Source organism: Leisingera sp. ABD4_442, assembly GCF_056160905.1.
The window spans coordinates 75,053-100,414 of the sequence record NZ_JBSWYB010000005.1; the positions used below are offsets into that span (position 1 = coordinate 75,053).

General features: G+C 61.0%; 26 protein-coding genes. 15 read left to right on the plus strand and 11 right to left on the minus strand.

The window, feature by feature from the left end:
* Positions 1-40: 40 nt before the first annotated feature.
* Positions 41-1,051, minus strand: a complete 1,011-nt coding sequence (locus ACXAHG_RS06175) for a porin (protein WP_475039973.1) — start codon at positions 1,049-1,051, stop codon at positions 41-43.
* 338 nt (positions 1,052-1,389) lie between these two features.
* Between ACXAHG_RS06175 and ACXAHG_RS06180 the strand changes: the two genes are divergently transcribed.
* From ACXAHG_RS06180 to ACXAHG_RS06200, 5 genes are all read left to right on the plus strand, one after another.
* Positions 1,390-1,878 carry a DUF3576 domain-containing protein gene (locus tag ACXAHG_RS06180; protein WP_475039974.1) on the plus strand — a complete coding sequence of 163 codons (489 nt, stop codon included), beginning with the start codon at positions 1,390-1,392 and terminating at the stop codon, positions 1,876-1,878.
* Between the two features lie 88 nt (positions 1,879-1,966).
* Positions 1,967-4,531: a leucine--tRNA ligase gene (gene leuS, locus ACXAHG_RS06185; protein ID WP_475056506.1), complete on the plus strand. Its 2,565-nt coding sequence runs from the start codon at positions 1,967-1,969 to the stop codon at positions 4,529-4,531.
* On the plus strand, positions 4,518-5,033 hold the full coding sequence (gene lptE / locus ACXAHG_RS06190; protein ID WP_475039976.1) for an LPS assembly lipoprotein LptE: 516 nt from the start codon (positions 4,518-4,520) through the stop codon (positions 5,031-5,033). The genes leuS and lptE overlap by 14 nt, the downstream gene beginning before the upstream one ends.
* Positions 5,030-6,058, plus strand: coding sequence for a DNA polymerase III subunit delta (gene holA, locus ACXAHG_RS06195; protein WP_475039977.1), 1,029 nt, complete (start codon positions 5,030-5,032; stop codon positions 6,056-6,058). The genes lptE and holA overlap by 4 nt, the downstream gene beginning before the upstream one ends.
* A 69-nt stretch (positions 6,059-6,127) precedes the next feature.
* The gene (locus ACXAHG_RS06200) at positions 6,128-6,718 is read left to right on the plus strand and encodes a glutathione S-transferase family protein (protein WP_475039978.1); all 591 of its coding nucleotides are present in this window, start codon (positions 6,128-6,130) and stop codon (positions 6,716-6,718) included.
* On the opposite strand, the gene ACXAHG_RS06205 is transcribed toward ACXAHG_RS06200, so the two are convergent.
* The gene (locus ACXAHG_RS06205; protein WP_475039979.1) at positions 6,691-7,890 is read right to left on the minus strand and encodes a TIGR03862 family flavoprotein; all 1,200 of its coding nucleotides are present in this window, start codon (positions 7,888-7,890) and stop codon (positions 6,691-6,693) included. The two genes, ACXAHG_RS06200 and ACXAHG_RS06205, sit on opposite strands and share 28 nt — an antisense overlap.
* 68 nt (positions 7,891-7,958) lie before the next feature.
* On the opposite strand from ACXAHG_RS06205, the gene ACXAHG_RS06210 reads away from it, so the two are divergent.
* On the plus strand, positions 7,959-8,252 hold the full coding sequence (locus ACXAHG_RS06210; protein ID WP_475056420.1) for an HNH endonuclease family protein: 294 nt from the start codon (positions 7,959-7,961) through the stop codon (positions 8,250-8,252).
* Here ACXAHG_RS06210 and ACXAHG_RS06215 read toward each other — a convergent pair.
* The 3 genes from ACXAHG_RS06215 to ACXAHG_RS06225 are packed head-to-tail and all read right to left on the minus strand — an operon-like array spanning position 8,249 to position 10,289.
* Positions 8,249-8,935 carry a VOC family protein gene (locus tag ACXAHG_RS06215; protein ID WP_475039981.1) on the minus strand — a complete coding sequence of 229 codons (687 nt, stop codon included), beginning with the start codon at positions 8,933-8,935 and terminating at the stop codon, positions 8,249-8,251. The two genes, ACXAHG_RS06210 and ACXAHG_RS06215, sit on opposite strands and share 4 nt — an antisense overlap.
* Positions 8,932-9,543, minus strand: a complete 612-nt coding sequence (locus ACXAHG_RS06220) for an enoyl-CoA hydratase/isomerase family protein (RefSeq protein WP_475039982.1) — start codon at positions 9,541-9,543, stop codon at positions 8,932-8,934. Before ACXAHG_RS06220 ends, ACXAHG_RS06215 begins: the two co-directional genes overlap by 4 nt.
* On the minus strand, positions 9,540-10,289 hold the full coding sequence (locus ACXAHG_RS06225) for an SDR family oxidoreductase (RefSeq protein WP_475039983.1): 750 nt from the start codon (positions 10,287-10,289) through the stop codon (positions 9,540-9,542). Before ACXAHG_RS06225 ends, ACXAHG_RS06220 begins: the two co-directional genes overlap by 4 nt.
* A 135-nt stretch (positions 10,290-10,424) precedes the next feature.
* On the opposite strand from ACXAHG_RS06225, the gene ACXAHG_RS06230 reads away from it, so the two are divergent.
* The 5 genes from ACXAHG_RS06230 to lpxK all read left to right on the plus strand — a co-directional run bounded on the left by ACXAHG_RS06230 (position 10,425) and on the right by lpxK (position 16,502).
* Positions 10,425-11,948 carry a DUF2125 domain-containing protein gene (locus ACXAHG_RS06230; protein ID WP_475056422.1) on the plus strand — a complete coding sequence of 508 codons (1,524 nt, stop codon included), beginning with the start codon at positions 10,425-10,427 and terminating at the stop codon, positions 11,946-11,948.
* A 122-nt stretch (positions 11,949-12,070) separates the two neighbouring features.
* Positions 12,071-13,417 carry a TldD/PmbA family protein gene (locus ACXAHG_RS06235; protein WP_475056424.1) on the plus strand — a complete coding sequence of 449 codons (1,347 nt, stop codon included), beginning with the start codon at positions 12,071-12,073 and terminating at the stop codon, positions 13,415-13,417.
* Entirely contained in the window at positions 13,404-14,207 is an 804-nt protein-coding gene (locus tag ACXAHG_RS06240) for an inositol monophosphatase family protein (RefSeq protein ID WP_475056426.1), read from the plus strand. Before ACXAHG_RS06235 ends, ACXAHG_RS06240 begins: the two co-directional genes overlap by 14 nt.
* Before the next feature lie 113 nt (positions 14,208-14,320).
* The gene (locus ACXAHG_RS06245) at positions 14,321-15,514 is read left to right on the plus strand and encodes a 3-deoxy-D-manno-octulosonic acid transferase (protein ID WP_475039986.1); all 1,194 of its coding nucleotides are present in this window, start codon (positions 14,321-14,323) and stop codon (positions 15,512-15,514) included.
* Positions 15,501-16,502, plus strand: a complete 1,002-nt coding sequence (gene lpxK / locus ACXAHG_RS06250; RefSeq protein WP_475056427.1) for a tetraacyldisaccharide 4'-kinase — start codon at positions 15,501-15,503, stop codon at positions 16,500-16,502. The genes ACXAHG_RS06245 and lpxK overlap by 14 nt, the downstream gene beginning before the upstream one ends.
* Before the next feature lie 73 nt (positions 16,503-16,575).
* Here the strand turns inward: lpxK and ACXAHG_RS06255 are convergent, their stop codons facing one another.
* Both ACXAHG_RS06255 and ACXAHG_RS06260 read right to left on the minus strand, forming a co-directional pair.
* The gene (locus tag ACXAHG_RS06255) at positions 16,576-17,247 is read right to left on the minus strand and encodes a DsbA family protein (protein ID WP_475039988.1); all 672 of its coding nucleotides are present in this window, start codon (positions 17,245-17,247) and stop codon (positions 16,576-16,578) included.
* Entirely contained in the window at positions 17,244-17,771 is a 528-nt protein-coding gene (locus ACXAHG_RS06260) for a DUF721 domain-containing protein (protein ID WP_039130804.1), read from the minus strand. The genes ACXAHG_RS06255 and ACXAHG_RS06260 overlap by 4 nt, the downstream gene beginning before the upstream one ends.
* An 84-nt stretch (positions 17,772-17,855) precedes the next feature.
* Between ACXAHG_RS06260 and mutY the strand changes: the two genes are divergently transcribed.
* Complete coding sequence (gene mutY, locus ACXAHG_RS06265; RefSeq protein ID WP_475056429.1) at positions 17,856-18,920, plus strand: A/G-specific adenine glycosylase; 1,065 nt, start codon at positions 17,856-17,858, stop codon at positions 18,918-18,920.
* Between the two features lie 84 nt (positions 18,921-19,004).
* Positions 19,005-20,138, plus strand: coding sequence for an alkane 1-monooxygenase (locus tag ACXAHG_RS06270; protein WP_475039990.1), 1,134 nt, complete (start codon positions 19,005-19,007; stop codon positions 20,136-20,138).
* Between the two features lie 3 nt (positions 20,139-20,141).
* Here ACXAHG_RS06270 and ACXAHG_RS06275 read toward each other — a convergent pair whose 3' ends face one another.
* The 4 genes from ACXAHG_RS06275 to ACXAHG_RS06290 all read right to left on the minus strand — a co-directional run bounded on the left by ACXAHG_RS06275 (position 20,142) and on the right by ACXAHG_RS06290 (position 24,165).
* Positions 20,142-21,530: an adenylate/guanylate cyclase domain-containing protein gene (locus ACXAHG_RS06275; protein WP_475039991.1), complete on the minus strand. Its 1,389-nt coding sequence runs from the start codon at positions 21,528-21,530 to the stop codon at positions 20,142-20,144.
* Positions 21,531-21,724: 194 nt separating this feature from the next.
* Positions 21,725-22,828, minus strand: a complete 1,104-nt coding sequence (locus ACXAHG_RS06280; RefSeq protein WP_475039992.1) for a DNA methyltransferase — start codon at positions 22,826-22,828, stop codon at positions 21,725-21,727.
* 107 nt (positions 22,829-22,935) lie between these two features.
* On the minus strand, positions 22,936-23,553 hold the full coding sequence (locus ACXAHG_RS06285) for a ribonuclease HII (RefSeq protein WP_475039993.1): 618 nt from the start codon (positions 23,551-23,553) through the stop codon (positions 22,936-22,938).
* A 99-nt stretch (positions 23,554-23,652) separates the two neighbouring features.
* Positions 23,653-24,165 (minus strand): hypothetical protein, encoded by a 513-nt coding sequence (locus ACXAHG_RS06290; RefSeq protein WP_475056430.1) that lies wholly within the window; start codon positions 24,163-24,165, stop codon positions 23,653-23,655.
* Between the two features lie 170 nt (positions 24,166-24,335).
* Here ACXAHG_RS06290 and ACXAHG_RS06295 point away from each other — a divergent pair, with 170 nt between their 5' ends.
* Positions 24,336-24,629: a hypothetical protein gene (locus ACXAHG_RS06295; protein ID WP_475039995.1), complete on the plus strand. Its 294-nt coding sequence runs from the start codon at positions 24,336-24,338 to the stop codon at positions 24,627-24,629.
* Positions 24,601-25,302, plus strand: a complete 702-nt coding sequence (locus ACXAHG_RS06300; RefSeq protein ID WP_475039996.1) for a winged helix-turn-helix domain-containing protein — start codon at positions 24,601-24,603, stop codon at positions 25,300-25,302. The genes ACXAHG_RS06295 and ACXAHG_RS06300 overlap by 29 nt, the downstream gene beginning before the upstream one ends.
* The last annotated feature ends 60 nt before the right edge of the window (positions 25,303-25,362 follow it).

Consider the following 25,362-nt stretch of genomic DNA (forward strand, 5'->3'; position numbering starts at 1 on the left):
CGAAAGAACCCGCCCCAAATCACGCTAGGCGTGCTTCAGCTTAGAAGCTGAAGTGCAGACCTGCCTGAACCTGCTGATCGTCGTCGTCAGCTGCCGAGTTCACATAGCCGGCAACAAAGGTCACGCCGCCGCCCAGGTCATACTCGTAGTTGATGCCGAAGGAGGTGCCATCGGTCACGGTCTGGTCAGCTGCTGCCACACCAGCGTCAACGTCTGCGGAGTTAACCCATGCGATCAGGTTCGAAGAAGCGCCGATCTCTGCTTCACCAGCCAGGGTAACGCTGTCTGCGCGCTCGGTCTGACCATAAGAAACGGTTGCGCCGAACTGACCGAAGTCTGCGCCAGCTGCAACGAACACAACGTCGTCGTTTGCTTCAACAGTTGCGCCGTTCTTGGTGATGGTCGGGCCGTCGGAGGACGACTGGTATGCACCGGAAACGAAGAAATCGTTGAAGGAGTAGGACAGAGCGACTGCAGTGCGCGATTCGCCGCCTGCGGTACCAGCAACAGTGCCGCCGTTACGCTGCGAGTGCGAGATGTGGCCGGTGAAGCCGCCTGCGGAGTAGATGGCTTCAACACCAACCGGGCCGATCGCCGCGGAGGTGAAGGAGTCCCAGCCTGCGCCTTTGATTGCGACCGAGTTGAAGTCCATGCCGTCGATGCCGGTGCCAACAGACAGGCTGTTGATGTACAGGCCGCGAACGCTGTCAACTGCGCCCCAGAGCTGGCCAGCGTTCACACGCAGACCGCCGTAAGCAACGTAGAACTGAGGGTTGTTGAAGGTTGCCTGACGACGGGCATCGCCACCGTCACGGTCACGGCTCTGTGCACGCAGACGGGCACCAACGGTCACGCCGCTGTCGGTTTCGGTCGACGCGTCGATGGTCAGACGGAAACGGCTGGTGATGTTGGTGTCGGAGGTACCAACAACGTTTTTGTTGGCTTCGTTGTAGTCCAGGCCAAAACGTGCGTAGCCGGACAGGCGGACTTCAGCCGCAGCCATGCCAGCGGTGGCGATCAGCGCGGTGGTCGCGAAGAGAACCTTTTTCATAGTTTTTCCCTCGGTTTTCTAATCTGTAAGCCCAAACCGGGGAATCCGGCGTGGGTATGCCAAGGGGTTTCGCTCTTTCGCCCCCGTTTTGGCAAGTCTTGGGAAAGTTGAGGGAAACGATGCAGTCCGGGATGGTGCAGCTTTGCCACAGTCCACCTCATCACAACTCCCTCAGGACAGTACAAACAGTGGAGGAGTTGCCTGAAACCACCTTTGAACAGCGGCCTGGCTTACCTGGCCGCCTCACGGCATCCATATAAGGAGCAAGGCACTTGCTCCGCCTGCGCCGCTTGCGCTAGGTGTTCGCCCAGATCCAGATATTGGCTCCGGGAGCGGTTATGATCAGAACAAAAACCTTGCAGGCAAATTTGGCCGGCGCATTATGCTTCACTCTGGCCGCGTGCGGCGGCAGCGGAGACCGGGTCCCGGACGGCACGCAACTAGGCAAGGACCGCCTACCGGTTGATGAGGCCGCGGCCCAAGGCAAGCAATCCTCTATCTGGGACGTGTTCCGTGGCAAGCCTGATCAAAATGTGCAGGTGAACCGCTACCTTTGGACCGCCAGCTTGGACGTTCTGAGCTTCCTCCCGGTGCAATCCGTGGATCCGTTCACAGGTGTCATCATCACAGGCTACGGCACGCCGCCCGGCGGAGGCAAGTCCTACCGGGCGACCGTGCACATTAAAGATCCAGCACTGGATGCGCGGTCTTTGAATGTTGCCCTGCAGTCCAAAGGTGGCCCGGTCAGCGCCAGCACCACACGCGCGGTTGAAGATGCGATTCTCTCCCGTGCCCGGCAGCTAAGGATTGCGGATAAGAACCTCTGACCCGCTGCCCTCTGGAATCGCCAGCCAAACCCCATTATCAGAAGCGCCGGGCCCGAAGCCCGGCGTTTTCATGCAAAGGACCGCTCTGATGTCGCGTTACTCCGCCACGGAAATCGAAGCTAAATGGCAGGAAGCCTGGGACAAGGCCGGGATTTTCCAGGCCAAGCGCACCGGCGATAAGCCAAAGTATTATGTGCTGGAGATGTTCCCCTACCCGTCAGGTAAGCTGCACATGGGCCATGTGCGCAACTACACCATGGGCGACGTGATCGCGCGCTACAAGCTGTCGACCGGCCATAACGTGCTGCACCCAATGGGGTTTGACGCCTTTGGCATGCCGGCCGAAAACGCCGCGATGGCCTCGGGCGGGCATCCGAAGGACTGGACCTATTCGAACATCGACACCATGGTCGAGCAGATGAAACCGCTGGGCCTGTCGCTTGATTGGTCCCGGATGTTTGCCACCTGCGATCCGGAGTATTACGGCCAGCAGCAGGCGCTGTTCCTCGATTTCCTGGAAAAGGGCCTGGTCTACCGCAAGAACGCGGTAGTGAACTGGGACCCGGTCGACATGACCGTTCTGGCCAACGAGCAGGTCGAGAACGGCCGCGGCTGGCGTTCCGGCGCGCTGGTGGAGCGTCGCGAGCTCACGCAATGGTTCTTCAAGATCTCGGATATGTCCGAGGAGCTGTTGTCGGCGCTGGATACGCTTGAGAACTGGCCTGCCAAGGTCCGCCTGATGCAGGAAAACTGGATCGGCAAGTCGCGCGGGTTGCAGTTCTCGTTTGAGCGCACCGATGGCGGCGAGCCGATTGAAGTCTATACCACCCGCCCCGACACGCTGATGGGCGCGTCCTTTGTCGGCATCTCGCCAGACCACCCGATTGCCAAGGCTCTGGAAGCCGAATCGGAAGAAGTTGCAGCCTTTGTTGCTGAGTGCCGCAAGGGCGGCACCACCGAGGAAGCCATCGAGACCGCTGAAAAGCTGGGCTATGACACCAGCATCCGCGTGAAGCACCCGCTGAACCCGGATTGGGAGCTGCCGGTCTGGATTGCCAACTTCATCCTGATGGACTATGGCACCGGCGCAATCTTCGCCTGCCCGGCCCATGACCAGCGCGACCTGGATTTCTGCCGCAAGTATAACCTGCCGGTCACAGATACTTTCTTTGCGCTGGACAATGATTCCCCGGTCGCAAACGAGGCCTTTGTCCCGCCGAAGACCGAAAAGGTCCGGTGGGTTGACCACTTTGCCGGGCTGACCGAGGCAACCGGCGAGGAAGCAATCAATGCCACCGTCGATTTTGCGGAAAAGGCCGGCTGGGGCCAGGGCGTCACTAAATACCGCCTGCGCGACTGGGGGCTTTCCCGCCAGCGCTACTGGGGCTGCCCGATTCCCGTGGTCCACTGCGAAGACTGCGGCGTGGTGCCGGAGAGGAAAGAGAACCTGCCGATCGCCCTGCCCTATGATGAAGATGGCAAAGCCATCGACTTCTCGGTGCCAGGCAACCCGCTCGACCGCCACCCAAGCTGGCGCAACTGCGCCTGCCCCTCCTGCGGCAAGCCTGCGCAGCGCGAAACCGACACCATGGATACCTTTGTCGATTCGTCCTGGTACTTTGCCCGGTTCACCGCCCCGCGCGCCGGAACTCCGACCGATATGGCCGATGCCGAATACTGGATGAACGTCGACCAATACATCGGCGGCATTGAGCATGCGATTCTGCACCTGCTTTATTCGCGCTTCTTTGCCCGCGCGATGCAGATCTGCGGCCACCTGCCCCAGAAATCGGTAGAACCCTTCGACGCACTGTTCACGCAAGGCATGGTGACCCACGCGATCTACAAGACCACCGGCGACAACCACCGCCCGGTCTACCACTACCCCGAGGAAGTGGAGCTGCGCGACGGCAAGGGCTTCCTGAAGGACGGCACCGAGGTGGAGATCATCCCGTCGGCCAAGATGTCCAAGTCCAAGAACAACGTAGTCGACCCGCTGCACATCATTTCGTCCTTCGGCGCCGACACCGCGCGCTGGTTCGTTCTGTCCGATTCGCCGCCCGAGCGCGATGTGGAATGGACCGCAGCCGGGGCCGAAGCGGCCTACAAGCACCTGAACCGGGTCTGGAACCTGTGCGACCGGATTGGCGAGATGGATCCGGAAGCGGCAGGCCAAGGCGACGAGGATCTGCTGCGCGAGATGCACAAATGCATCCGCGACGTGACCCTGGGTGTCGATTCCTTTGGCTTCAATGCGGCAATTGCCAAGCTTTACGCCTTCACCAACACGCTCGCCAAATCCAAGGCCAGCGCCAAGGTGCAGAAACAGGCGATCATGACCCTGGCCCAGCTGATGGCGCCGATGACACCGCATCTGGCGGAGGATATCTGGAACCATCAGGGTGGCGAAGGCCTGGTGGCCACCGCGCCCTGGCCGGTCGCGGATGAGGCGATGCTGGTCGAGAACACCGTCACCCTGCCGATCCAGATCAACGGTAAACGCCGCGGCGAAATCGAAGTTGCTAAGGATCTGGACAAGGCAGAGGTTGAAAAACTCGCTCTGGCGCACGAAGCTGTGCAAAAGGCGCTGAATGGCGGCGCGCCGAAGAAGGTGATCGTGGTGCCGGGCCGGATTGTGAATGTCGTTGCTTGACCGCAGAACCCTGCTGCTGGCCCTGCCCCTGACCGCAGCGGCCTGCGGCTTTACCCCGGTGTATGCCCCCGGCGGCACCGGCGCCGCGCTGCATGGCCAGATCGTGGTTCAGGCGCCGGAAGAGGTCAAGACAGCCAGCGGAACGGATGCCTATTTCCTGGTGCAGAACCTGGAACAGCGCCTGGGCCGCGGCGGCAGCGCAGCATACAAGCTCGACCTGACGCTGCGCACGCAGGAAGAAGGCCAGGCGATTACCGCAGACAATGAGATTACTCGCTATTCGGTGATCGGAACGGCTGGCTATTCGCTGACCCGCCTGGCCGATGGCAAGGTCGCCTCCAGTGGCACGGTGCAGAACTTCACCGGCTATTCCGCCACCGGCTCCACCGTGGAGACCCTGGCGGGCGAACGCGACGCGCATGAGCGACTGATGGTGATTCTGGCCGATCAGATCACTGCGCAGATCCTAGCAACTGCGGATCTCTCCGCACTTGTCGAATGAAACTCTCGCCGCGCGAGGCGGATGGCTATTTCGCCAAGCCCGATCCGGGCAAGACCGGCATCCTGATCTATGGCGCCGATGCAATGCGCGTGTCACTCAAGCGGCAGCAGGTGCTGGCGGCCCTGCTTGGCCCTGGGGCCGAGGAGGAAATGCGCCTCAGCCGCCTGCCCGGCGGCGACCTGCGCAAGGACCCTGCGCAGCTGTTGGATGCAGTGAAGGCCGTGGGTTTCTTCCCTGGCGTCCGTGCGGTCTTTGTCGAAGGCGCCAATGACACCGCGACACCTGCGATCACTGCGGCGCTGGAGGAATGGCAGCCGGGCGACGCGCAGATCGTGGTCACGGCCGGGCAGCTCAAGGCCACCTCCAAGCTGCGCAAAGCGTTTGAAGGCCACAACAACGCCTATGCGGTTGGGATCTATGACGACCCTCCCTCGCGCGCCGAAATCGAACGGATCCTGGGAGAGGTCGGTATCCGCGATGTTCCTGGCGACAGCATGTCGGCGCTGTCAGACATTGCGAACGACATCGGTCCCGGCGATTTCTCCCGCATGATCGAGAAGCTGGCGCTCTACAAACACGGCGACACCAGCCCGCTGTCGCTGGACGACATCGGCGCCGTGGCCCCGCAATCGACCGAGGCCGCGCTGGATGACGTGCTGAACGTGGTGGCCGAGGGACGCAGCCCCGAAATCGGCCCGCTGATCCGCCGACTGCAGGCGCAGGGCACCAATGCGGTGACCCTCTGTATCGGGGCCACCCGGCATTTCCGCACGCTGTACACCATCGCCGCGGCCCCCGGCGGCCCGGCCCAAGGCATCGGCCAGCTGCGCCCGCCGCTCTACGGAAAGCGCCGCGACCGGATGCTGCGGCAAGCGCAAAACTGGGGTGCAAACCGTCTGGAAACCGCGCTCACGATCATCACAGACACCGATCTTGCCCTACGTTCAGCGGGGCAGACCGCCCCTGCGCTGGCTCTGATGGAGCGCGCCCTGATCCGTCTTGCCATGCTGAGTCGCGCCCGCTAACCCGGCCGCCTTGCCTTGATCCGCTCCTCTGAGCAGTTCATCTTAGCTGCACACAACAGGAGAGAGACGATGTATACGGTCACCGGCATCCCGCTCACCCGCACTTTCCGGGTGCTCTGGGCGCTTGAAGAGCTTGGCGCGCCTTACGAACTCAATCAGCACGGCCCCCGCAGCCCGGAAGTTCAGGCGCTGAATGTCTCTGGTAAGGTACCGGTGCTGCAGGTGGAGGGTGAGGTCATCACCGATTCGACCGCCATACTCACTTATCTGGCTGATAAGCATGGTGCACTGACCGCCCCGGCCGGCACCGTGGCCCGCGCTAAGCAGGACGCGATGACTCACCTGCTACTAGACGAGGTCGACGCCGTTCTCTGGGCCGCAGCCCGCCACAGCTTCATCCTGCCCGAGGATCAGCGGGTGCCTGAGGTGAAAGCCAGCCTGAAATGGGAATTCGCCCACAACTTGACCCGGCTGGAAACCAAGATAGCAGGCCCCTTCCTTATGGGAGAGAACTTTACCATTGCCGACATCATCTGCACCCATTGCCTGAATTGGGCACGCAGCGCCAAGTTCCCGGTAGAAAGCGAAAAACTGCAAGACTACGGCAAGCGGATGCGGGAACGCCCAGCATTTCAGCGGGTAGCCGAACTCGCTAAGTAATCCGCTGCCGCACGCCCGGCCCAGCGCCCTGTTGCCAGACAGGCAGTCAGCAGATAGCCGCCCGTCGGAGCTTCCCAATCCAGCATCTCTCCGCTGCAGAACGTTCCCGGCATCTGTTTAAGCATCAGGCCTCCGTCCAGCGCTTCGCGGCACACTCCGCCGGCCGTCGAAATCGCCTCATCCATCGGACGCAGGCCAGCGTGCTTCACCGGCAGCGCCTTGATCAGCTGTGCCAGGGCCGTTGGATCCTGAGGCAGCGGACGCCCGAACTCCTGCAAAAGCGCTGCAGCTGCCGGAGCCAGCTTCAAGGTCTTGCGCAGATGGTTTGAAAAACTTGCCTTGCCACGCGGACGAGACAGGCGGCGGGCGGCCTCCGCCTCTTCGAGGTCTGGCAACAGATCCATGTGCAGCGCCGCACCGTCCCGAACCGCAGCGCAAATGGAATAGATGCCGCCGCCCTCCAAGCCTCGTTCCGAAATCACCGCCTCGCCGCGCGACACCAGATCGCCAGACCGCAGCGCAATACCTTTCAGGGGCTGGCCAAAGTACGGCACCATATATTCGGACCATTCTGCTATCAGGCCGGCATTAGCGGGTTTGAACGGCGAGACGTCCACCGCTCTTTCCTGCAACAACGGCCTCCACGCGCCATCCGATCCCAGCCGCGCCCAGCTCGAACCACCCAGCGCCAGGACAACGGCCGCTGCCTCAATACGCTTCGGTCCGCCCAGCGTTTCAAACTCAAGAGTTGCGCCGTCCCAACCCGCCCAGCGCCAATGAGTCCGGATATGCACACCGTACCCGTCCAAACGCCGCAGCCAGGCACGCAAAAGCGGCGATGCTTTCATCACCTTCGGGAACACGCGGCCGGTTGAGCCGGTGAATAACTCGCTACCAAGCCCCCTCGCCCAGCTCTTCACAGCCTGGGCATCAAAGACCCGAATTATCGGCGCCAGCCAGTCAGCAGCGTCACCGTAGCGGGTGATCAGTTGATCGAACGGTTCGTCCTTGGTCAGATTCAGGCCTGACTTGCCCGCCATCAGAAACTTGCGCGCAGCTGACGGTTTGGCCTCAGCCACCAGCACCCGGTGCCCGGCCCGGCCCAGCTCTTCCGCAGCCATGAGCCCGGCTGGCCCGGCTCCAACCACCACTGCGTCCCACGCCTCTGTCATGCCACCCCCTTGCCAGCCCGTGGTGAGGGCGTATCTAGTATCCGCACGAAACCAGTTGAGGCCAGTGCATGTCTGATCCGGTCTGCCCGCTGTGCGGCCGCCCCATTCCAGAGGGTGTTCCGCAAAGCCTGCACCATCTGATCCCAAAATTGAAAGGAGGCAAGGGCGGACCAACCGTTCTGCTGCATGACATCTGCCACCGCGAAATCCATGCCACGCTGACAGAAGCGGAACTGGCCCGCGACTTCAACTCCCTGCAGGCACTGCAATCCCATCCGCGGCTGGCGAAATTCATCGCCTGGGTCCGCAAACGCCCGCCGGAGTTTCGCTCCAGTGTCCCAGGCAAGCGCCGCAAACGCTAACTAATTTCAAGCCCCATAAACGCCGGGCTGTCGCGCAGCTGCGCCCCAGGGATGTGCTGGAACTCCAGCGTTGTATACGGCCGCCGCCAAAGCCATTCACGGTTCGCCACTGACCGCAGGTCCGGATCTGGCGGCGTCTCTTCGGTGAAGGCCAGGAAATGCAGATCAAACCCGAACTCCGCTACCTCCTGCACCGACAAGAGCTTCATGTCGGCACGCAGGGCAAGTTCGGCAGCGATGTCCCCGGTGCGCAAAGTGATCTGCCCGACATGCGCACCGCCGCCTAGCGGCAGTGCAGGATCGCCAGCACCACCGGGCCGGTTGCCCAAAAAATCATGCTGCAAAAGCTCTATCGAAAATCCCTCAAGATCGTGCAGATGTGCCATATAGCCGATATCGCGGAACTGGTGCGGTGCCGAAACCGCCACCCCCTTTTGACGCAACTGCTCGCAAGCAAGGTCCAGATCAGGCAGGCAGATACCGGTTTTCCAATAGCGCTCATCGCGAGTATGCGGCGCCCGGGTTCCACCGGGCAGCAGGATCAAGTCTGCATCGCCGCCGGCATAACCGGCGCGCCAGGCATCACCATCAATCCGGGCCTCCATGCCGAACACATCCGTATAGAAACCAGCCAGTCGCTCCGGATCTTCAACCTGAAGCTGAAGCCCTGACAGCCGCTTCACCGGCACATCCTCAGGATGCCCGCAGCGATCTCCGGCTTAGCCTCCAGCGAATGGGTCAGCAAGTCCTCCGCCGTTTCCAGCAAGGCCTCAGGCTCTACGATCCGGTCCACGAGGCCATAGCCGTATGCCTCCTGCGCGGTGATCCTCTGCCCGGCCGCCAGAATCATCTTGGTGCGGGCGGGCCCGATCAGCGCCGCCATACGGCCTGCGTCCGAAGGCTGCGGCAAATAGCCGAGCTTCATCACCGGGTAAAAGAACTTGGCCGACGGCACCGCAATACGAATGTCACAGGCTAAAACCATACCGTTGGCGCCACCCGCCAATGTGCCGTTCAGCGCGGCCACCTTGAGGCAAGGCACAGCAGCCATTGCCGCCGACAGCCGTTCCCACACCGGCGAGGTCGCCAAGCCTGCCCGCGCCTCGTCCAGATCAGCGCCGGCGCTGAACACTTTGCCGGTGCCGGTCAGGATCAGCCCGCGGGCCTCCTGCGCGCGTTCGGCAATGTCCGCCAGTTCAGTCAGCATCGCCTCAGTCAGTGAATTCGCCTTGTCTGGCCGATTGATAGTAACGGTCCACTGACCGTTTTCCGCGACCTCCAGCCCGATCATAGCAGGCCCACCCGTTTCCGGATGCTATCCTCGCGCAGTGAAACTTCCTGGCCGATGCAGCCGTCTGCGTCCGGCGTACACATCCACATCAGCGTCCGGGCCGGCCACTCTGCTGGAATGTGATCTTCCCAGTCCAGCTTACTCACCGGATTGATGCCGCTGGCCTTGATCTCACGCTGCATCCGGGTCGCAACCGTTCCTGGCGACAGGCCCATAGCGCGGATGCCATTTGCGCGTTCCTCCAGATCAAGCGCCGAAGTCAGCATCGCCGCACCGGCCTTAGAAGCACAATAGGCGCTCCACCCCTCAAGCGGCCGGTGCGCGGCGCCGGAGCTTACGGTGATAATGGTGCCACCACCCACCGGCTTCATCAGCGGCAATGCGGCCCGGATGCCATTGAAAACGCCTTTCAGGTTGATGTCGATCAGCTTGCCCCACTCATCTGATGACGCATTTTCCAGCCGGGATATGGGCTCGATCACACCTGCATTGTTGATCAGGACATCAAGGCTGCCAAATTCCTGATACGCCGTGCCCAATGCGGCCTCCACGGAAGCAAAATCTGCCACATCGCAGGCGAAGGTCAGCACGTTTCCGCCGATCTCCTCCGCGAGGGCCTGCATTGCGTCCGCGCTCCTTGCCAGCAAGGCCAGATTGGCCCCGGCGGCAGAAAATACACGGGCTGCATCCGCGCCAATTCCGCGGCTGGCTCCGGTGATTGCAATTGTTTTTCCGTTGAAATCCATCCGCCGTCCCTCCAAGTGACTGATAACCCATGTGGTAAAGCGGTTAGGGGGAACGGTCCAGCCCATGGCCCCCTTGACGGCGCTGCCCGCCGGGCCGACGATGATTTCAATTATCTCTCAGAGGAAGGTTCTCTTATGTCCGTTAATTTTGCGCGCGGCGGAGCCGCAGCAGCAATTTTGGTTGTTTCCGCCCAGGGAGCGCTGGCTGATCTCAGCGCTCAGGATGTCTGGGCCGACTGGAAAGCCTATCTGACCAGCACTGGCTATAGTGTTTCCGGCTCCGAGGCCGTGTCCGGCAATACGTTGACCGTCTCCGATGTTGCTATGGTAATGCCTATCCCGGAAGAAGACGGTTCCGGCACAATCAGCTTCCCGCAGATCCAATTCGTGGAAAACGGTGACGGCACTGTAAACGTGCTTCTACCGGCGGAATTTCCCATGGGGTTTGAGTTTTCCGGTGAAGGAGAAACCTTCTCCGGCAAGCTGATTTATGCCCATGACGGCAGCCCGATGAAAGTGGCCGGCGACGCGGAAAGCATGAGCTACGACTACAACTCCTCCAAAGTTACTTTGACCTTGGACGAGTTGACCGCAGACGGCGAAGCGGTTCCAGCGGAGGTGGCGAAAGTACGGATCGTTTTGAACGACGTTGCCACAAGAACTGACATGAAAATCGCCGGAGCGCGCAGCTACGACCAAACGCTGACAGCTGAAAGCCTTAGCTACGACATGGGTTTCAACGATCCGGAAAGCAATGGCACCGGTTCTTTCAAAGGGGCTTTGCAAGGGCTTAACTTCACTGGCACCAGCACCGTTCCTGCTGATTTGGAAGGTCCGGATATGGCGGCGCTGCTGGACGCAGGATTTGCTTTTGACGGCACATTCACCTTTACCGGCGGCAATGGTGCAATCTCCGGGGTGGACGGCAGCGAAAGCTTCGCAATGGAAAGCAATTCCCAAGGCGGCGCAATCACCGTTGCAATGGACAAGCAGCATCTGACCTACGACGTTTCACAGGTTGGCACCAACGTGAATATCTCCGGTTCGGAAATTCCGTTCCCGCTGGCACTCAGCATGGCGGAGACTGGTTTCAAGCTGATGATGCCGCTTGCCAAGTCCGACGCGGAGCAGGATTTCGCCCTGGGTATCACCCTGCGCGATTTTGCAGTTCCGGAGATGCTGTGGGGCATGGTCGACCCGACCGGCCAGCTGCCGCATGACCCAGCAACAGTCATTCTGGACCTGGCTGGCAAGGGCAAGGTTTTGTTTGACCTGTTTGACCCGGAAGCCATGGAAGCCGTGGAAATGGGTGATGAGCAGCCAGGTGAGCTGAACGCCCTGACCGTGAAACAACTGCAAGTGTCCGCGGCGGGCGCCGAGTTGACCGGCACCGGCGATTTTACCTTTAACAATGAAGACTTGGTCAGCTTTGACGGCATGCCTGCACCCTCAGGCGAAGCCAACCTCAAGCTGGTAGGTGCCAACGCACTGATCGACAAGCTGATCGGTATGGGCCTGATGTCTGACAGCGATGCCATGGGCGCGCGGATGATGATGGGAATGCTGGCTGTGCCGGGCGAGGGCGAGGACACTTTGACCTCGAAGATTGAAATCTCTGAAGGCGGTCAGATCCACGCCAACGGACAACGCATTAAGTAAGCATAAAAATCCTGAAGGGGTCAGCAAAGGGGCTGCCAAACGCAGCCCCTTTTTTGCGGCCTGCACTTGCGGCACGGCGCTTCACTGGATAGCTCTTTTAGAGAGCAGAACAGAAGGTGCCCATGACCCAGTCTCCCGAAGCGCTTTGCCACGCCCTAATCGATGCCGCCTGCAAGGCTGGCGCGGATGCCGCTGACGCAATGGCAGCGGAGGGCAGCTCTCTCAGCATCGAAGTCCGCGAAGGCAAGCTGGAGCATGCAGAACGCTCAGAAGGCACCGATCTGGGTCTGCGGGTGTTTATCGGCAAACGCCAGGCCCTGGTGTCTTCGTCGGACATGCGTCCGGAAACGATAGCCGCAATGGCAGAACGTGCAGTCGCCATGGCCAAGGAAGCGCCAGAAGACCCCTACGCGGGCCTCGCCGATTCGTCTCAGCTGGCCGAAGATTGGGACCTTGCCGCACTTGAGCTGGAAGACCCAAGCGGAGAGCCGGAACCGGCTTCCCTCCAGGCAGACGCGCTGGCCGCCGAGGCAGCCTGCCAGGCGGTCGAGGGCATCACTCAAGTACAGTCAGCCGCCGCCGGATACGGCCGCCACGTGGTGCATCTGGCAGCCACCAACGGTTTTTCTGGCGGCTATCAGCGTACTGGCCGATCGCTCTCTTGCACCGGGATCGCGGGCGCGGGCACTGGCATGGAACGGGATTACGACGGCGATTCCCGCACCTTCCAAGAAGATCTGCGCAGTGCCGGGGAAATTGGCCTTACCGCAGGCGAGCGGGCCGTTGCCCGTCTGGGTGCACGCAAACCCAAGACCGGCAGCTTCCCGGTCCTGTTCGACGAACGCATTTCTTCATCCCTGATCGGGCATCTGATGTCGGCCGCGAATGGCGCGGCAATTGCCCGCGGCTCCTCCTGGCTGAAAGATTCGCTCGGCCGACAGGTGCTCCCCAACTCTCTGTCCGTTGTCGAAGATCCGCACCGGCCGCGGATTTCAGGCTCCCGCCCCTTTGACGGCGAAGGCCTGCCAACCCGCCAGCGCACGGTGGTGGACAAGGGGATGCTGACCGGCTGGACGCTGGACCTCGCCTCTGCCCGCAAGCTGGGGCTGGAAAGCACCGGCAACGCCGCCCGCGGCATCGGCGGAGTGCCCTCTCCTTCCACGTGGAACATCGCGCTGACGCAGGGCGAAGCCAGCCGCGAGGACCTGATTGCGCAGATGGGCACCGGGCTGCTCGTCACCTCTATGATCGGCTCCACCATCAACCCGAACACAGGTGACTATTCCCGCGGCGCATCTGGGTTCTGGGTTGAAAACGGCGCGATTGCTTACCCGGTCAATGAATGCACCATTGCAGGCAACCTGCATGACATGCTGCGCCGGATCGTGCCTGCAAATGACGCGCGCCGGCACTTGTCTACAGTGGTCCCGTCACTCTTGATTGAAGGGATGACCCTTGCCGGCAACTGACCTTTCCCTGCTTGTGAAAGCGGCGGAACGAGCCGGGGATATCGCCTGCCGTTACACAGGCCCTGAAGCCAAGAGCTGGGACAAGCCGGGCGGTGCAGGCCCGGTGACAGAGGCCGACTTGGCCGTGAATGCAATGCTTGAAGACATGCTGCAGAAGGCGCGGCCCAAGTACGGCTGGCTGTCTGAAGAGACTGAGGACAGCGGCGTGCGATTGTCGCGCGACCGGGTGTTCATTGTCGATCCGATCGACGGAACCCGCAGCTTTGCAGAAGGCTCCCGCACCTGGGCGCATTCCTTTGCGGTTGCGGAACACGGCGAGGTGACGGCGGCGGTGATCTACCTGCCGCAGCGCGGGCTGATGTTCACTGCTGCCAAGGGCTGGGGCGCGGCGTGCAACGGCAAACCCATCCAGGTTTCCGCAAACGCAGAGCTGGCCAGCTCCGAAGTCCTTGCCGCCAAACCGAACCTGCAAGCCCACCATTGGATTGGCGGAGCTCCACCGGAGTTCATCCGCAGCTATAGGCCGTCGCTGGCTTACCGCTTGGCCAAAGTGGCGGATGGCCGCTTTGGGGCCATGCTGACGCTGCGGCCCAGCTGGGAATGGGATATCGCGGCTGGCGAGCTGCTGGTGCGGGAGGCCGGCGGCACGATCACGAACCGGGACGGCGAACCGCTGCGTTTCAATAATCCAAACCCGCGCTTAAACGGCGTGATTGCTGCCAGCAGGCCCTTGCACCAGGCTCTGCTGGGATCGTTAAACCCGAACGGCCCAGGCATTGCTGGACATTGAACCGGTTTACCCTTATCCGGCCATCGCAGGCCCGCCACGGTCAGACGCAAGTTTTTCACAGACAAACCGGTATGTTGCAGATACTTTGGGCCGGAAAAAACAGATCGAACCAAATGCAACGGCGAACAAACGCACCCAGCCGCCAATCCGTGCTGCAGCCCCGCCCAAGAGGCGAGCTGCTGTGGGTGCATGCCACAACGCCGGAACGCTACCTGGCTCTTTGCGACCTCGGCCGCAGGCTTAAGTCCTTGCGCCCTGATCTTTCGGTTCTGGCAAGCTGGGAGCCTGGTTTACGGATGACCGGAACAGTCGGTTGCGACATTCCTGTCGGGCCGCTTGCAGAGGATACGATGGCGGAGTCCCGCGATTTCCTCGATCACTGGCAACCTGACGCCTGCATCTGGACCGGAACTCCGGCACGGCGGGTCATGCTGCGGCAATTACGCGAGCGGGGAACCGGAGTTCTGCTGGCAGATTTGCTGGAAGATGAAATGCCCAACCGTGCCAGCCGCTGGCTGCCGGATCAACGGCGGCGCCTTCTGGAAGGGCTGACCTGCATCCTGACACCGTCAAAGGCCGTTCAGGCCCGGCTGATCCGGGTCGGTTTTCCAATTGAACGAGTAGAGCTGGCCAGCAAACTGCGGGTGTCCGCTCTTCCGCCCGGCTGCAATGATGATGAACTTGCGGCCATGCAGCAAACGCTGGGCAGCCGCCCTGTCTGGCTGGCTGCCCATACCAAACTAAGCGAGCTGCCCCGCGTATTGGACGCGCACAAATCTGCCCTGCGGTTGCTGCACCGGCTTCTGCTGGTCGTCGCCCTGGACGATTATTCCAACTTAGACGCCGCCCGCAGCCTGCTGCAAAACAGCGGCTTGTCTTTTGCGGATTGGGAAGACGGCGCTGAACCGGAAGACCTGACGCAGGTTCTGCTAACCGGCGGCGAGGATCTGGGCCTATGGTACCGCCTCGCCCCCGCGGCCTTGATCGGCAGCAGCCTGGACCCGGCAGCGCAGGGCCAGTCACCGCTGGATGCCGCCGCATTGGGATCTGCGCTGCTGCATGGTCCGGGCGTCCATGCGCACCGTGATCTCTATGAAAGACTTGCAGCCGCTGGCGCGGCCCAAGCGGTATTAACGCAATCTGAACTTGCAGATGCGGTTGTCGCCCTGTCAGCGCCCGACAAGGCTGCCGAAATGGCCTTGGCCGGCTGGCAGAGTGTAACTGAAAGTGCGGCAACTACTGACACACTTCTGGAAAAGGTCCAGGTTCTGCTGGACCAGCGAGAGGCTTCGCATGCGGCCCCCTGATTTTTGGCACAAGCCACCGAACGCCTTTGACCTGCGGGCCGCCTTGCTGGCGCCGCTCGGCTGGGTCTATGCCCGCGCCACCGCTTCCAGGCTTGCAAAGGGCACTCCCGGCGCGCCGGGTGTCCCGGTGATTTGCGTCGGTAATTTGAACGCAGGCGGTACCGGCAAAACGCCCACAGTGATCTGGCTGCTGGAGACATTGCGCCACCTGGGACACGAGCCGCATGTTGTGACACGCGGCTACGGCGGCACGCTGAAGGGGCCGGTGCAGGTGTTTCCAGGTCGGCACGAGGCTGCGCAAACCGGGGATGAACCGCTGTTGCTGGCCGCCTTTGGCGAAGTATGGGTCGCCAAGGACCGGGCCGCAGGCGCCCAGGCGGCGGCCGCAGCAGGAGCCACAGTCATCATATTGGATGACGGTTTTCAGAATCCATCGGTGGCCAAGGATCTGTCGCTTGTTGTTGTGGATGCTCAGCAAGGGTTTGGCAATGGCCGCTGCCTGCCTGCGGGCCCATTGCGCGAGCCGGTATCTACTGGGCTGAAACGTGCCGACGCCATCCTGTCTCTGGGGACGGATACCGCCCAACAGAAGTTTGCCGCCGCCTGGGGCAACCAGCTGCAGGGGCTGCCGCATTTCACCGGTGCGCTGGAGCCGCTGCAAACCGGGATGCCCTGGAACGGCACCCGGGTGCTGGCCTTTGCCGGCATCGGCCATCCGCAAAAGTTCTTTAACACTTTGCGCGGCCTTGGGGCTGATATCATTCGGGCTGAGGCACTGGACGACCATCAGCCGTTGACTACTGCACTTCTCAACCGGCTGGAAAATGAGGCCAAGCAACAAAACGCACAACTTGTCACCACGGAAAAGGATGCCGTGCGCCTGCCGGACAAATTCCGGCGAAAGGTAATCACCCTCCCGGTCAGGCTGAAGGTTGCCGGGGATAGTGCCCTAAGGACATTGCTGGAAAGTTCAGCACCCGCACCCTGACTGCTCACACCTCTGAGAAAAAAAAGCCCGGGTAAATGGCCCGGGCTTCGCAAATCTGCGAACAGGTTTTCACTCAGCTTTCCAGCTCTGCGTCGAGCAGCTTTCTGAATTCATCATAAGACTGGTTCGAAACCTTTTCGCCATTGAGAATGAAGGAAGGTGTCGACTCGATACCGTGCTCGGTCGCGTTCTCCTGGTACCAGGTCACCAGGGTCTGTGCCTTGGTTCCATCCTGCAAGCAGGCTTCCAGTTGCTCACTCTCCAGCCCTGCAAGGCGGCCGATCTTGCGCAGCTCGTCGATGATCTCCGACGCTCCCCCAGCGCGTGCCCATTCGGACTGCCCCTTATAGATCAAGTCAGAAATGCCAAAGAACTTCTCCGGTCCGTTGCAGCGTGCAATCATCGACGCCCACAGCCCGTAGCGGTCGAAGTAAACCTCGCGGTAGATGAACTTCACTTTGCCGGTGTCGATATAATCTTCTTTCAGCTGCTTGAAGACATTGTTGTGGAAATTGGCACAGTGCGGACAAGTGTAAGATGCGTATTCTATCAGCGTGACTGGCGCATCCTCGGCGCCAAGGGTCATCTCGGTGATAGTAGAGGTATCCACTTCAGTCTCCTGCGCGAAGGCTGCGCCGACCAGCGGGTTTTGCGGCAGATTGTTCTGGCCACTGAAACCTGACAGGACATAACCACCTGCAACCACCGCAACCGCGGCAAAGACACCAGACATGAGACGGGTCATTTGAACCCCTTTCCTTGCGTTTTTTGTTTTGTCAGCACATTGCGCCCCAGGCGTTCCAGGGCGGCGCGCAAATCGTCGTTTTCCACCCCTTCCGCCGCTTTGCTGGCCTCCGCAGCATCCTGCGGGTCTGGCTGAAGCGGCGCTTGCACTTTGGGGGCATATTTGAATTCCACGCGGCCATCGGAGAAACCCGTCGGCGCCGTTTGCGTGATCCGCACCTTGGAGATGGCATTGAAGCCATAGACCGCATTCACCCGCTCGCGCAGGCGTTCCTTTTGCATTTCGAGCATGGGCGCGTTGGCGCCGGTCGTGAGCACTGTCAAAGTAGCACCAAAGGAGCCGCGCCCGTAGCCTACGTTCACCGGGCGCGCCATCGCAGCGATATCCGGCCCGGCGATCTCTTCCCAATGGGTGAGCAGGCGCGATACCGCGAATCCCCGGCTTTCCCCCGCCTTGCGGATCTGCTCGCTAAGGAGCTTGGAGGTCCGGGAGAACCCGCGTGTGGTGCTGCGCCTGAATGCCATGATCTAGGTTTTGCTCGACTGCCTGCCCTATTGTAAAGAGCGGTAATGCAGGCGCCAGCCAAACCGCAAGCCAAGGAATAAACAATGCGTGACTTAAAGAGCGATTCCGCGGCGATGAGCGAAGAGTTGCTTGCGTGGTATGACATTCATGCCCGCGAGATGCCTTGGCGTGTAAGCCCGGCGGACCGCGCCACAGGCATCCGCCCGGATCCTTACAGGGTCTGGCTCAGCGAGGTGATGCTGCAGCAAACGACCGTGGCCGCCGTCCGCGAGTACTTTCTCCGCTTCACTAGCCGCTGGCCATCGGTTCTGGATCTGGCTGCTGCGGAAGACAAAGACGTGATGAGCGAATGGGCCGGCCTCGGCTATTACGCCCGCGCCCGCAACCTGCTGAAATGCGCCCGCGCGGTGGCGCAGGAGCACGGCGGCAGCTTCCCGGACAGCTATGAGCGCCTGCTCAAGCTGCCTGGTATCGGCCCCTACACCGCTGCGGCCATCGCCTCCATCGCCTTTGACCGGCCTGAAACTGTGCTGGATGGCAATGTGGAGCGAGTGATGGCCCGCGTTCACGACATTCACGACCCGCTCCCAGGCGTCAAACCGGTCCTGAAAGACCGCGCAGAAGAACTCACGCCAATGCAACGGCCCGGCGACTACGCTCAGGCAGTGATGGATCTGGGCGCCACCATCTGCACCCCCCGCAACCCGGCCTGCGGCATCTGCCCCTGGCGCGGCCCCTGTGCGGCGCGGGTTGCCGGAACCGCCGCCCAGCTGCCCAAAAAAACGCCAAAGAAACCGAAACCCACCCGGCAAGGAATTGTCTATCTGGCGGAATCCGCCGATGGAACCTGGCTTCTGGAACGCCGTCCGGACAAGGGGCTACTGGGGGGTATGCTGGGCTGGCCCGGTTCTGACTGGAGAGATATCCCCATCCCGAAACCGCCCTTTGAAGCGGATTGGCAGGAACTGGCTGGCGAGGTCCGGCATACCTTCACCCATTTTCACCTGATCCTGCGTGTCATGACTGCAGAATTGCCTGGCGGGTTCAATCAAAGTGCAGAGCAGGAATTGATTGAACGCCACGATTTCCGCCCTTCCAGCCTGCCAACTGTGATGCGCAAAGCCTTCGATCTATACAAAGGCCGCTAAGTTACCCTGCGCCCCTATTGGGTTTTCAGAAATCTGGGCATAGGGTTTGCGCAAACGCGCGCTGACTGATTTGGGAGACCCGGCATGATTGCCCCCGAAACTCTTTCCCGCTGGCAAAGCGCCCTGCCGTTCTGGATGTCTTTCCTGTTGCTGCCGCTGGTCTGGATCGCGGCGCTGCAAGGCGGCTGGGCACTGCTGCTGCCGCCGCTGGTCACCTGGCACCTGTTTGCGCTGCTGGACGGGATGTTCGGGCTCAACCTGGAAAACGCCGACCCGGAAACACCGGACAGCGACCTCAAGTGGTACAAGGCACTGACTGCGGCCTGGGTGCCGCTTCAGTTCCTCACACTTTTCGGGCTGATCTGGTATGTCAGCGACGCAGAACATCTAAGCGCGTTCGAGAAATTCGCAGCCTTCTTTGGCGTAGGCGTTGTGACCGGCGCGGTTGGCATCAACTACAGCCACGAGCTGATGCACCAATCCAGCCGGATGGAGCGCTGGCTGGGGGATATCCTGCTGGCGATGGTGCTATACTCGCACTTCCGGTCTGAGCACCTGCTGGTGCACCACCGCCATGTCGGCACGCCGCGCGATCCGGTCACTGCGCGCTACAACGAGGGTTTTCACCGTTTCTATCCGCGCGTGCTGCGGCAATGCTGGCACTCCGCCTTCCAGGCCGAGAAGGAGAAGCTAGCCAAGAAAAACCGCCCCTGGACCGACCGGTCCAACCCGTTCTTCCGCTACTGGGCGTTGCAGGCAGCCATGCTTCTGCTAGCTCTGATGCTGGGTGGGCTGACTGGTGCCCTCCTCTTCCTGGTTCAGGCCGGCACTGCAATCTGGCAGCTGGAAGTGGTCAACTACGTCGAGCACTACGGGCTGACCCGCAAACACCTGGGCGAGGGCAAATACGAGCCGGTCCAGCCGCGCCATTCCTGGAACGCGGCGCACAAGGCATCGAACTGGCTGCTGATCAACCTGCAGCGCCATTCGGACCACCATTACAAGCCGAACCGCCGTTTTCCGCTGCTGCAGAACTACACTGAAGCTGACGCCCCGCAGCTGCCTTACGGTTATCCGGTAATGACAATTGCCGCGATGATCCCGCCCCTGTGGCGGCGTGTGATGAACCCGCGGGTGCGCCGTTGGCGGCAGACTTATTATCCCGAAATCACCGACTGGCACGCCTATAACAAGGCGCAGAACCCGATGCCGCGTTAGAGGTCAGGCCCAAGCCAAAACCGTCATCGGCTGATCCAGCCCGCGCACTTCCTGATCTGGATGGCGGGCTGCGCCGGCCAGCAGGTCCAGGCTGGCCAGCTCAGCCTTGACCTGCGCGTCCACAGTTTCGCTGACAACAATACTAGCCTCCAGCCTGCGCGTCAGGTTCTCCAGCCGCGCGGCGATGTTCACTGTCAAACCCAGAACCGCATATTCCAGCCGGTTGGCACCGATATCGCCCAGCAGCGCCTCACCATAATGAATACCAATCCCTGCCCGGATCTCGGGCTTCCCCTGTTTGGCGCGGCCCCGGTTCCATCTCGCAAGCGAAGCCCGCATCGCGAGGGCGCAGGCCAGTGCATTGGTGGCGTCCTGCTTGCCAGCCACCGGCGTGCCAAAGGTCGCCATCAGCCCGTCTCCCAGATACTTGTCCAGCGTTCCGTGATGGCGGAACACCTCCCGTTCCATCCGGCCATGAAATTCGCGCAACAGGTCGATCACCGCGTGCGGGTCCATGCCTGCTGACAGCCGGGTAAAGCCGATGATGTCGATGAACAGAACCGCCACGTTCTCGCTGCGCACCTGCTTCAGCGGCTCATCGTTCTGTGACAGCTGTTCCACCACATTGGGCGAGAAGTAGCGCGACAGGTTCGCCCGCTCCCGTTCCAGGCTAGCATTGTTGCGCAAGAGCCCATTGAAACGGCGCACCGAAAAAGCCAACGTTACGGCCACCAGAACAAAGACAACCGCCTCTTGCACCCGTAGCTTGATCACGAAGCTGTTCGGGTCAAAGAATTGTGCCAGTTCCGGCTCAAACCCAAGGGCCGCACCAACAGCCTCCGTCAAGCCAGGAACTGGGCTGGAGAACCACCAGACCAGCCCCAGAGCGCTGAGCCACATCATCGCGGTCCAGGTCCCGATCGCGATAACTGTGCGCCAGGAATAGGCCATAGTGCCCGCTGCAAGAATGATGAAGAAATACTGGAAGTTGTCGAATCTGTAGTGCATCGCCGCAGGTATTTCGCGGGCATCAAACGGGTTGGGCACAACCAGCGCAAATGTCATGATCACCAGGTCAAGGAAGATCAGGAACAGCTCCAGCCGCGATTTGCCAACCTTTCCCGCCCGGCCGATAAACCAGCCATTCAGGCACAGAAGCGCAAGAAGTCCGTGGTAATACAGCACGCTCCAGACAGGGTTAAGAAAGACGATGAATACCGCGACGATCGGCAGCGCGATCCATCGCGCCCGCACAGCAAGCTGCAGCCCGCGCCGCTTGTGCGCATCCAGTGCAGCTTCCGCAAACCTGCCCTCCGCAGCAGAGAGCTCCTGGCGGCTTGCTTCTGCTGCACTGGCAGCTCCGGGTCCTGTTGCAAACGCCGTATCGGTCATTGGCTCTCCCTCTTCCCGCTGGCTGCGGCAGGCATCGCACTTCAAATAGTGATCTTGCGTCAATCAGGAAATAGCGCATCAGACCGCATCCTTGCAAAAAACCCCGCCTGAACCAGGCGGGGCAAGGTGTGCGCCTGCGCAAATTGCACAAGCACCTGCAATAGACTATTGGGTACTAAATAGCTCCAGGAGCGTCAGTTCTGCATTTCCGCCCGGATCTGCTGGCGCAGCACGTCGATCGGCACGGTCTTGCCATCGCGCTTGAAGCACCAGTAAGTCCAGCCGTTGCAGGACGGAGCATTTTCCAGATGTGCACCGACCTGATGGATCGAACCCTTGATGTTGTCGCCGATCAGGGTGCCGTCTGCCCGCACCTTCGCCTTGTGGCGGCGGTTCATCGAATAGAGCTCCTCTCCCGGGCGCAGCATGCCGCGCTCCACCAGCTGCCCAAAGGGCACCCGTGGCGCCGCGCGCTTGCTGGCGGAAACCTCCAGCGCTTCGCGGTCGAACTTGCGCACCGCCTTGATCCGCTTCTCCGCTACCTTGCGGTAGGCTTCCTCGCGTTCGATGCCGACGAACTCGCGGCCCAGCATCTTGGCCACCGCACCGGTGGTACCAGTGCCAAAGAACGGATCCAGCACCACGTCGCCCGGGTTGGTCGCGCCGACCAGGATCCGGTGCAGCAGCGATTCCGGCTTTTGCGTCGGATGCGCCTTGTCGCCGTTTTCGTCCTTCAGCCGCTCGTGGCCGGTGCAGATCGGCAGCACCCAGTCGCTGCGCATCTGGATGCCCTCGTTCAGTGCCTTCAGCGCTTCGTAGTTGAAAGTGTATTTGGCACCCTCGGATTTGGACGCCCAGATCATCGTCTCATGCGCATTGGTAAAGCGCTTGCCGCGGAAGTTTGGCATCGGGTTCGACTTGCGCCAGATCACGTCGTTCAGCACCCAATAGCCTTCGTCCTGCAGCACGGCGCCGACGCGGAAGATATTGTGGTACGAGCCGATCACCCAGATCGAGCCGTTCGGCTTCAGCACCCGGCGCGCTGCCTTCAGCCACTCGCGAGTGAACTGGTCATAGGCCTGGAAGCTGGAGAACTGGTCCCAGTGATCATCCACGGCATCGACTTTGGAGTTGTCAGGACGGTGCAGCTGGCCTTTCAGCTGCAGGTTATACGGCGGATCCGCAAAGATCAGATCAACCGAATTGGCCGGCAGACTGTTCATCGCTTCGACGCAGTCCCCGCCAATAATCGTGTTTAAAGGGAGCGCTGCCGCGCCCTTTGTCATGGTTTTATTCATTGCTCTGCCTCATAACCGCGGCGCATTTTTGCGCTCATTAGGTTGTCCACAGGATGAGTCATCGCGGATTCGAGGTCAATTTGTTTATTATAACAACGCCCTACGGTTCACTCTTGATACAAGATATTGTGTACCGGCTTAAACGAGCGCCGATGATGTGGGGTCACACCAAGATTAGCTAGCGCTTCACGGTGCTGTTTCGATGGATAGCCTGCGTTTTTCTCCCAGCCGTATCCCGGAAACTGTTGCGCCAAATCCACCATGATCCGGTCGCGTGCCAGTTTTGCGACAATTGAAGCGGCGGCAATCGAGAGTGACTTGGCGTCCCCCTTGACCACGGCTTCAGAAGACAGGCTTAGCCCTTTAGGGATCATGTTGCCGTCAATCAGCAGATAGTCTGGCGCCGGGTTCAATGCCGCAACCGCGCGCTCCATCGCCAGATGCGAGGCCCGCAGAATGTTCAGAGAATCAATCTCTTCCACCGTCGCATGGGCAATGGCCACATCAGCAGTCGCAAGAATTTCCGCCTCCACGGCCTCCCGTTTCTTCGGGCTCAGTTTCTTGGAGTCGTTGAGCCCTGCAGGAATGGCAGAGACGTCCAGCACCACCGCTGCGGCAGTCACCGGACCGGCCAGCGGGCCGCGGCCCACCTCGTCCACTCCGGCAATTCTCAGGTACCCTTTGAATCGGGCGGCGTCTTCCAGATTATAGTCAGGCTGTGTCATGCCCCTGACAAACCCAATCCCGGTCCCGGATGCAAGCCGCACAAAAAGGGGGAGCCGAAGCCCCCCAGGTTTGCTGCTGCTCGAAACTGAAAGTCTATCTTACCGGCCAACCATCCTGTAGCCGTGCCGTTTGAGGCAGTGTGGCTTGAAACCGGTGCGGTGGCGCTGGCCGTTCCAGAAGGTCACCTTGCAGGCCTTCGGCAACTTGTGTGTCTGACCGTAGTTACGATCCAGGCAACCTTTTCCGGCCAGCGGGTAGCTGGAGCTGTAGCGCGGGAAGTAACGCACGCAGTGGGCCGGCAGGTCATAGCGGCGCACTCGCGGCGGCAGCGGTTTTACATAACCGCCGTGGCGGTTGTGAGAATGATGCCCGGAACCATGCCGATGGTCATGCGGCGGGTTATAAGTCCGGGAAACATGGCGGTCGTCATCTTTTCTGGCGTCATTGATGGCAGCCCCCAGAATCCCCAGCAGCGCCATCCCGGCAATGAACTTTGCGACATCCTCATCGGCGCGGGCGGGAGCTGCAGAGAAGCCGGTGATGGCAATCGAAACTGCCACGATCAGCGCGATGAACTTGCGGTGCGGTTTGGAAGCTTGTGTCTGGGCCATGTCGGGACCTTTCTTCTTGATTGGCAGATGCGCAGCCATTGCGCTTGGATGAGCCCAACCTGCTCCCGCCCCCTTCCGACAGGCAATATCGGCCGCATGTTATCGGATATCAGCCACCTCAACCCCCTGCGGTTATTGAATTTCACCCGGCTTCCACGCAGGATGCCCCTATGAAACAGCACCTCCTGATACCCGCCCTTGCGGCTGCCCTTCTGGCGCTTTCATCGCCGGCCCAGGCGGCTGACTGCTATGCCGACTACAAGGCCAAGCAGGACAATCCGCTGCGCCTGCATTACGGCGTCATCCAGCTTTCCGGCGCCTGCAAGAAGAAAGCGGCCCGCCAGGAAATTCAGGCCCGCATTGCACCCGGCGGTTGGAAACTCTTGAATGTCCTGTCGGTCTTTGGCCCTGAAGGCCTGCAGCAGAGGAAGGCAAATGCCGGATCCTACTATCTCCGTTTCTGAGGCCCGCGCTTCCGGCAGCAAGGTGATTGCGCTTGGCATCGCCGCCATAGTAGCGCTCTTGGTGATTGCAGGCACCGTGCTGCTGCTGACCCTGCCCGATGCCAATGCCTTCAACGCCCGGGTCGAGACCCTGTTCATCGAGAACGACCTGACCACGCAAGGAGAGATCAAGCTCCTGGAGATCCTCGCCCAGTCGGGAACCGCCTTTGCCGACACGCTGACCAGCTACAGGATGGTGATCTTTGTGCTGCTGGTCTTTGCCACTGCAATGATGGTGGCGGCGCTGACGGTGCTGGGCATGCTGGTGATGCTGAACCGGCGCATGGCGCAGATCGAACGGGCCGGCATCCAGGTGACCGAACTGCTGATCAGCCGCGACGAGAACACCGTCTACCTCAACAATATGGGGTTCAAGCTGACACCAGCCGCAATGGAGACCCTCTCCGTCCTGGCCGAAGCCCGTTTGGACGACGACGTGCTGTCAGGGGCTGAAATCGAGGCGGTGATTTCCGGCCGTGCCTCCGCCGATTGCGAGGAGGCCGCCGGCGCCACCCGCATCAAGCGTCTGCGCGACACATTGGGTAACCAGATGGTCAGCGAGCTGCTGGTCAAGAATATTGCCAAACGCGGCTATGTGCTGTCGATCAGCAAGGACGTGATCCGCATGGTCTGACCCGGGGCGCACTTGCTCCGCTTTGCTCAACATCCTGTGTTCCCCTCTGGAATTCCGGCA

What these genes read in the sequence shown, in the direction of transcription:
- ACXAHG_RS06220 (WP_475039982.1), bottom strand. Translation starts at nt 9,543, where the DNA reads ATGATCGGGCTGGAGGTCGCGGAAAACGGTCAGTGGACCGTTACTATC.
- ACXAHG_RS06200 (WP_475039978.1), top strand. Translation starts at nt 6,128, where the DNA reads ATGTATACGGTCACCGGCATCCCGCTCACCCGCACTTTCCGGGTGCTC.
- ACXAHG_RS06245 (WP_475039986.1), top strand. Translation starts at nt 14,321, where the DNA reads ATGCAACGGCGAACAAACGCACCCAGCCGCCAATCCGTGCTGCAGCCC.
- ACXAHG_RS06255 (WP_475039988.1), bottom strand. Translation starts at nt 17,247, where the DNA reads ATGACCCGTCTCATGTCTGGTGTCTTTGCCGCGGTTGCGGTGGTTGCA.
- ACXAHG_RS06235 (WP_475056424.1), top strand. Translation starts at nt 12,071, where the DNA reads ATGACCCAGTCTCCCGAAGCGCTTTGCCACGCCCTAATCGATGCCGCC.
- ACXAHG_RS06300 (WP_475039996.1), top strand. Translation starts at nt 24,601, where the DNA reads ATGCCGGATCCTACTATCTCCGTTTCTGAGGCCCGCGCTTCCGGCAGC.
- ACXAHG_RS06225 (WP_475039983.1), bottom strand. Translation starts at nt 10,289, where the DNA reads ATGGATTTCAACGGAAAAACAATTGCAATCACCGGAGCCAGCCGCGGA.
- ACXAHG_RS06280 (WP_475039992.1), bottom strand. Translation starts at nt 22,828, where the DNA reads ATGAATAAAACCATGACAAAGGGCGCGGCAGCGCTCCCTTTAAACACG.
- holA (WP_475039977.1), top strand. Translation starts at nt 5,030, where the DNA reads ATGAAACTCTCGCCGCGCGAGGCGGATGGCTATTTCGCCAAGCCCGAT.
- mutY (WP_475056429.1), top strand. Translation starts at nt 17,856, where the DNA reads ATGCGTGACTTAAAGAGCGATTCCGCGGCGATGAGCGAAGAGTTGCTT.
- ACXAHG_RS06210 (WP_475056420.1), top strand. Translation starts at nt 7,959, where the DNA reads ATGTCTGATCCGGTCTGCCCGCTGTGCGGCCGCCCCATTCCAGAGGGT.
- ACXAHG_RS06295 (WP_475039995.1), top strand. Translation starts at nt 24,336, where the DNA reads ATGAAACAGCACCTCCTGATACCCGCCCTTGCGGCTGCCCTTCTGGCG.
- ACXAHG_RS06260 (WP_039130804.1), bottom strand. Translation starts at nt 17,771, where the DNA reads ATGGCATTCAGGCGCAGCACCACACGCGGGTTCTCCCGGACCTCCAAG.
- ACXAHG_RS06275 (WP_475039991.1), bottom strand. Translation starts at nt 21,530, where the DNA reads ATGACCGATACGGCGTTTGCAACAGGACCCGGAGCTGCCAGTGCAGCA.
- ACXAHG_RS06175 (WP_475039973.1), bottom strand. Translation starts at nt 1,051, where the DNA reads ATGAAAAAGGTTCTCTTCGCGACCACCGCGCTGATCGCCACCGCTGGC.
- ACXAHG_RS06290 (WP_475056430.1), bottom strand. Translation starts at nt 24,165, where the DNA reads ATGGCCCAGACACAAGCTTCCAAACCGCACCGCAAGTTCATCGCGCTG.
- ACXAHG_RS06270 (WP_475039990.1), top strand. Translation starts at nt 19,005, where the DNA reads ATGATTGCCCCCGAAACTCTTTCCCGCTGGCAAAGCGCCCTGCCGTTC.
- ACXAHG_RS06230 (WP_475056422.1), top strand. Translation starts at nt 10,425, where the DNA reads ATGTCCGTTAATTTTGCGCGCGGCGGAGCCGCAGCAGCAATTTTGGTT.
- lptE (WP_475039976.1), top strand. Translation starts at nt 4,518, where the DNA reads ATGTCGTTGCTTGACCGCAGAACCCTGCTGCTGGCCCTGCCCCTGACC.
- lpxK (WP_475056427.1), top strand. Translation starts at nt 15,501, where the DNA reads ATGCGGCCCCCTGATTTTTGGCACAAGCCACCGAACGCCTTTGACCTG.
- ACXAHG_RS06205 (WP_475039979.1), bottom strand. Translation starts at nt 7,890, where the DNA reads ATGACAGAGGCGTGGGACGCAGTGGTGGTTGGAGCCGGGCCAGCCGGG.
- ACXAHG_RS06180 (WP_475039974.1), top strand. Translation starts at nt 1,390, where the DNA reads ATGATCAGAACAAAAACCTTGCAGGCAAATTTGGCCGGCGCATTATGC.
- ACXAHG_RS06285 (WP_475039993.1), bottom strand. Translation starts at nt 23,553, where the DNA reads ATGACACAGCCTGACTATAATCTGGAAGACGCCGCCCGATTCAAAGGG.
- leuS (WP_475056506.1), top strand. Translation starts at nt 1,967, where the DNA reads ATGTCGCGTTACTCCGCCACGGAAATCGAAGCTAAATGGCAGGAAGCC.